The sequence below is a fragment of the Streptomyces montanisoli genome, from assembly GCF_017813245.1.
Lineage (GTDB): Bacteria > Actinomycetota > Actinomycetes > Streptomycetales > Streptomycetaceae > Streptomyces > Streptomyces montanisoli.
On sequence record NZ_JAGIQL010000272.1, the window covers coordinates 1 to 5,294 of the forward strand.

The window sequence follows — 5,294 nt, forward strand, 5'->3', positions numbered from 1 at the left end:
CGCGCCGCAGGACAGCGCGCAGCCGCCGGCGCAGCCCGTCGCCCCGCAACCCGTGACCCCGCAGCCCGTGGCCCCGCAGCCGCCCGCGCCGCAGGCTCCTGGCGCACCCGCCCCGTGGCAGCCGCAGCAGCCCGGTGGCTATGGCTACCCGGGTGCGCCGGGCGCCCCGATTCCGCCGCAGGTACCCGGCTACGGCTACCCGCAGCCGGGCCAGCCAGGACAACCGGGACAGCCGGGACAGCCGGGTCAGCCGGGACAGCCGGGACAGCCGGAAGGGCAGCTCCCGCAGGGCGGCTACGGGTTCCCGCCGCAGGGTCAGCCCGCTCAGCCGGGCGGCGCGCCCGTACCGCCGCAGCACGGCGGGAACGGCTTCGCGCAGCCCGGTGCGCCGCAGCCCGGCGCTCCGCAGCCCGGGCAGGCACCGCCGCAGCCGTCCGGCCCGTACCCCGGCTCCCAGCAGGCGCCGCCCCCGCAGCACCCGGGCGCCCAGCCTCCGCCGGCGGCGCAGCCGGCGCCCGGCGTTCCGCAGCAGCCGATCGATCCGCGCACGGGCGCCGGCTGGCCCTCCCCCGCGTCACCCGACCACCGCGAGCGGTCGGTGCCGGGCGCTCCGCTCGGTTACACGGCCGCCGTCGAGCTGTCGTCCGACCGGCTGCTGCGCGGCGGCAAGCAGAAGGCGAAGAGCAACCGCAACCCCGCCGCCTCGCGGTTCAAGTTCGGCGGCAAGGCCGCGGAGGCGGACCGGCTGCGCAAGCTCGAACTGATCAGGACCCCGGTGCTCTCCTGCTACCGGATCGCGGTGATCAGCCTCAAGGGCGGTGTCGGCAAGACGACCACCACCACGGCGCTCGGCTCCACGCTCGCCACCGAACGGCAGGACAAGATCCTTGCGATCGACGCCAACCCGGACGCGGGCACGCTCGGCCGCAGGGTGCGCCGCGAGACGGGCGCGACCATCCGCGACCTGGTGCAGGCGATCCCCTACCTGAGCAGCTACATGGACATCAGGCGGTTCACCTCGCAGGCGCCTTCGGGCCTGGAGATCATCGCCAACGACGTGGACCCCGCCGTCTCGACGACGTTCAACGACGAGGACTACCGCAGGGCCATCGAGGTCCTGGGCAAGCAGTACCCGATCATCCTGACGGACTCGGGCACGGGCCTGCTCTACAGCGCGATGCGCGGGGTCCTCGACCTCGCCGACCAGCTGATCATCGTCTCCACCCCGTCCGTCGACGGCGCGAGCAGTGCTTCGACGACGCTCGACTGGCTGTCCGCGCACGGGTACGCCGACCTGGTGCAGCGCTCCCTCACGGTCATCTCCGGTGTGCGTGAGACCGGCAAGATGATCAAGGTCGAGGACATCGTGCAGCACTTCGAGACGCGCTGCCGCGGTGTGGTCGTCGTGCCGTTCGACGAGCACCTCGCGGCGGGCGCCGAGGTCGATCTGGACATGATGCGGCCGAAGACCCGTGAGGCGTACTTCAACCTCTCGGCGCTGGTCGCCGACGACTTCGCGCGCGCCCAGCAGCAGCAGGGGCTGTGGCTGGCGGAGGGCAACGGCCCGCCGCCGCACCTCGCGCCGCCGATGCCGGGCCAGCAGCCCATGCCCGGTCAGCAGCCCATGCCGGGCCAGGCGATCCCCGCGCAACCGATGCCGGGGCAGCAGCCAATGCCAGGGCAGCAGCCGATGCCGGGGCAGCCGTACGCGCCGCAGCCCGGCGTTCCGCCGCAGGGCGCGCCCGGGCAGCCTCCCGCCTACGACGGGATGTACGGGCAGCAGTCCTACGGCTATCCGCCCGCACCCCAGCCGCAGCCCGGGTGGGGCCCGCCCCCGGGCCCCGGTCTCCCGGCGCAGCAACCGGCCCCCGGGCCAGACCAGCAGGGCCGGCAGGACGGTCAGCCCGGCCGGGACGCCAACGATCAGGACGGCACGGTGCCGCCGCCCGGGTGGCCGGCGCAGCCGCCACCCCTGGCTCCGCCGCGGTAGGCGGCCGCGGGCGCGCCTCCCCCGGGGCCCGCACGGCGCGATCGCGTGTCCGTGCGGGCCCCGTCGCACGCGCGCAGGGCAACACGGTGTGTGCCGGGTCGTTGACCCGTTGTGACCCGCGCTGGTAGACCTCCCTTCACCAGTTCCCCGCACGAGAGACCGCTGCCTGCTGCTTCCCTGTCGCCGAGCGAGTGATGACGCGAGGTCACCGGCCATGGCTCGACCCGTATCCCCCTGCCGCGCGCCGCGGCGCCGCCCGACCCGCCTGCTGCCGGCCGGCCTGGCCGCGGCAGCGCTGGTGACGGCCGCGGGTGTCCTCCCGTACGGCGCGTTTCCCGGAGCCGCGCAGAAGGCGCACGCGGCGGACGGCACGAACGGCGGTGGCAGGAAGGTCCTGACGGTCGCGGTGCGCCAGAGCGTGGACTCGCTCAGCCCGTTCCTCGCGCAGTCGCTCGTGGCGACCACCATCCACCGGCTGGCCTACTCGTACCTGACCAACTACGACCCGAAGGACGGGCACGCGATCCCGGGCTTCGCCACCTCGTGGAAGTCCTCGCCCGACAAGCTGGTGTGGACGTACACCATCAGGAAGAACTCCCGCTGGTCGGACGGTGTCCCCGCCACGGCACAGGACGCCGCCTGGACGTTCCGCAAGATGATGACCGACCCGGACGCCGCCACCGCCAACGGCAGCTTCACGGCGAACTTTGCCGAGGTCACGGCGCCCGACCCGACGACTCTCGTCATCCGGCTCAAGAAGCCGCAGGCCGACATGACCGCGCTCGACGTGCCGATCGTGCCGAAGCACATCTGGGACAAGGTCACGGACTTCTCCACGTTCAACAACGACAAGAAGTTCCCGATCGTCGGCAACGGCCCGTTCGTCATCACGGACTACAAGGTCGACCAGTACGTCAAGCTGAAGCCGAACAAGACGTTCTGGCGGGGCGCGCCGAAGTTCGACGAGCTGGACCTGAAGTACTACAAGGACGGCGACGCGGCCGTGGCCGCGCTGCGCAAGGGCGAGGTCTCCTTCGTCTCCCACCTGACGCCCGCGCAGACGACGTCCCTGGAGCACACCGCGGGCATCGAGGTCAACGACGCGCCGGGGGACCGCTTCTACGCCCTCGCGACGAACCCGGGCGCCCGCGCCAGGAACGGTCAGAGGCTCGGTGACGGCAACCCGGCCCTGCTCGACCCGGCCGTGCGCAGGGCGCTGTTCGAGTCCGTCGACAGGAAGCGCCTGGTGCGCACGGTCTTCCAGGGCCACGCGGTGGTCGGGCAGGGCTACCTGCCGCCGCGCTTCCACTCCTACTACTGGCGTCCCTCGGCGGCGCAGCGCGTCGCCTACGACCCGGCAGCCGCCGCACGCGATCTGGACCGGGCCGGCTACCGCGTGGACCGGCAGGGGCGGCGGCTCGGCAAGGACGGCAAGCCGCTGACGTTCCGGATCCTGTGCCACGCCACCGACCCCAACGACAAGGCCGTCAGCCAGTACCTCAAGGAGTGGTGGGCGAAGCTGGGCATCGGGCTGAAGGTGGAGTGCCTGGACAACGTCGGCGACCCGTGGCTCGCCGGCGACTACGACCTCGCGTTCGACGGCTGGTCGGTCGGCCCCGACCCGGACTACGTGCTGTCCATCCACACCTGCGGCGCCCTGCCGGCGACGGCGCGTTCGAGCGGCTCGACCGACAACTTCATCTGCGATCCCGCGTACGACCGGCTGTACGCGCGCCAGTCCGCCGAGTACGACCCGGTGAAGCGGGCCGCGCTGGTCAAGCGCATGGAGTCGCGGCTGTACGACACGGGCTACATGAACGTGCTCGCCTACCCCAACGCCATGGAGGCGTACCGCACCGACCAGATCGCCTCCATCGAGACGACGCCATCGGCGGCCGGCAACATCTGGGGGCAGAACGGCTACTGGAGCTGGTGGTCGGCGGTGCCGGCCGCGAGCGCGGCGGGTCCGGAGGGCGAGCGCCCGGGCGGGTCCCCCTCGACCGGTGCGCTCGTCGCCCTGGGTTTCGCGGCCGCCGTGGCCGCGGCCGGTGCCGTCTGGTTCGTGGTGCGCCGCCGAGCGACCGTCGACGATCGTGAGTAGCCGATGACCACAGCGAGCACACCGGATTTCCCGCTCGGCCGACCTGACGGCCCGGCCCCCGATGCCCGGACTCCGCAGGGCGCGGACGGGGGCAGGACGGCCGGGCGCGGCGCCTTCGCGGGTTACCTGGTGTACGTGGCGGGCAAGGCGGGGGGCGCGCTGGTGTCGCTCGGCGCGGTCCTCGTCACCAGCTTCTTCCTCTTCCGCGTGCTGTCGAGGGACCCGGTCAAGGCCATGACGCACGGCGCGCCGATGACCGTCGCCCAGCAGGACGCGCTGCGCCACCAGTTCGGGCTAGACCTTCCGCTGTGGCGCCAGTTCACCGGTTACTGCGGCCAGGCGCTCACCGGCGATCTCGGCACGTCGTACCAGTTCCACGCGCCCGTGTCCGAGCTGATCTGGCAGAAGCTCCCGGCGACGCTGCTGCTGACGGGGACGGCCGTGGTGCTGTACTCGGCGCTCGGTCTGTGGCTCGGCACGCGCGCGGCCTGGCGCAGCGGCGGGCGGGGCGACCGGGTGAACACCGGGCTCGCGCTGACGCTCTGGTCGGTGCCCTCGTTCTGGCTCGGCCTGCTGCTGATCATCGTCTTCGGTGTGGGGCTCGGCCCGGTGCCGGGGATGTTCCCGACGGGCGGCATGTCGTCCGGCGACACCACCGGCTTCGCCCATGTGCTGGACGTGGCGCACCACATGGTGCTTCCGGTGCTCACGCTGGTCGCCGTCGGGTACGCGCAGACGCTGCTGGTGATGCGGTCGTCGCTGCTCGACGAGATGGGCGGCGACTACCTGACGACGGCGCGGGCCAAGGGCCTGCGGGAGGCGGTCGTGCGCCGCAGGCACGCGGTGCCCAACGCGCTGCTGCCCACTGTGACGATGGTCTTCATCAACCTGGGCTTCGTCGCAGCGGGTTCGATCCTGACCGAGACGGTGTTCTCCTGGCCCGGGCTCGGGCGCCTCTTCTACCAGGCGCTGAGCGTGCCGGACCTGCCGCTCGTGCAGGGCCTCTTCATGGTGTTCGCCGCGGCGATGATCCTGATGAACCTCCTCGCGGACCTGCTGTACCCGTTCCTCGATCCCCGGGTGGGCCGATGACTCTCGCCGATGCGGAACAGCAGGAGCCGGCGGAGCTGCCGCCGCCGGGCAGGCGGTCGGCGGCCCGGCTCGCGCGGCGCCGGCGGCGCGCGGCGGTGCGGGGCAGCACAT

General features: G+C 72.8%; 3 protein-coding genes. All 3 read left to right on the top strand.

Features of this window, described 5'->3' with window-relative positions; all coding sequences use genetic code 11:
* On the top strand, positions 1–1,990 hold a 1,990-nt coding region (locus tag JFN87_RS31890), incomplete at its 5' end, for a MinD/ParA family ATP-binding protein (RefSeq protein WP_209345805.1).
* A 214-nt stretch (positions 1,991–2,204) separates the two neighbouring features.
* Positions 2,205–4,091 (top strand): ABC transporter substrate-binding protein, encoded by a 1,887-nt coding sequence (locus tag JFN87_RS31895; protein WP_209345808.1) that lies wholly within the window; start codon positions 2,205–2,207, stop codon positions 4,089–4,091.
* Positions 4,092–4,094: 3 nt separating this feature from the next.
* Positions 4,095–5,183 (top strand): ABC transporter permease, encoded by a 1,089-nt coding sequence (locus JFN87_RS31900; protein WP_209345809.1) that lies wholly within the window; start codon positions 4,095–4,097, stop codon positions 5,181–5,183.
* The last annotated feature ends 111 nt before the right edge of the window (positions 5,184–5,294 follow it).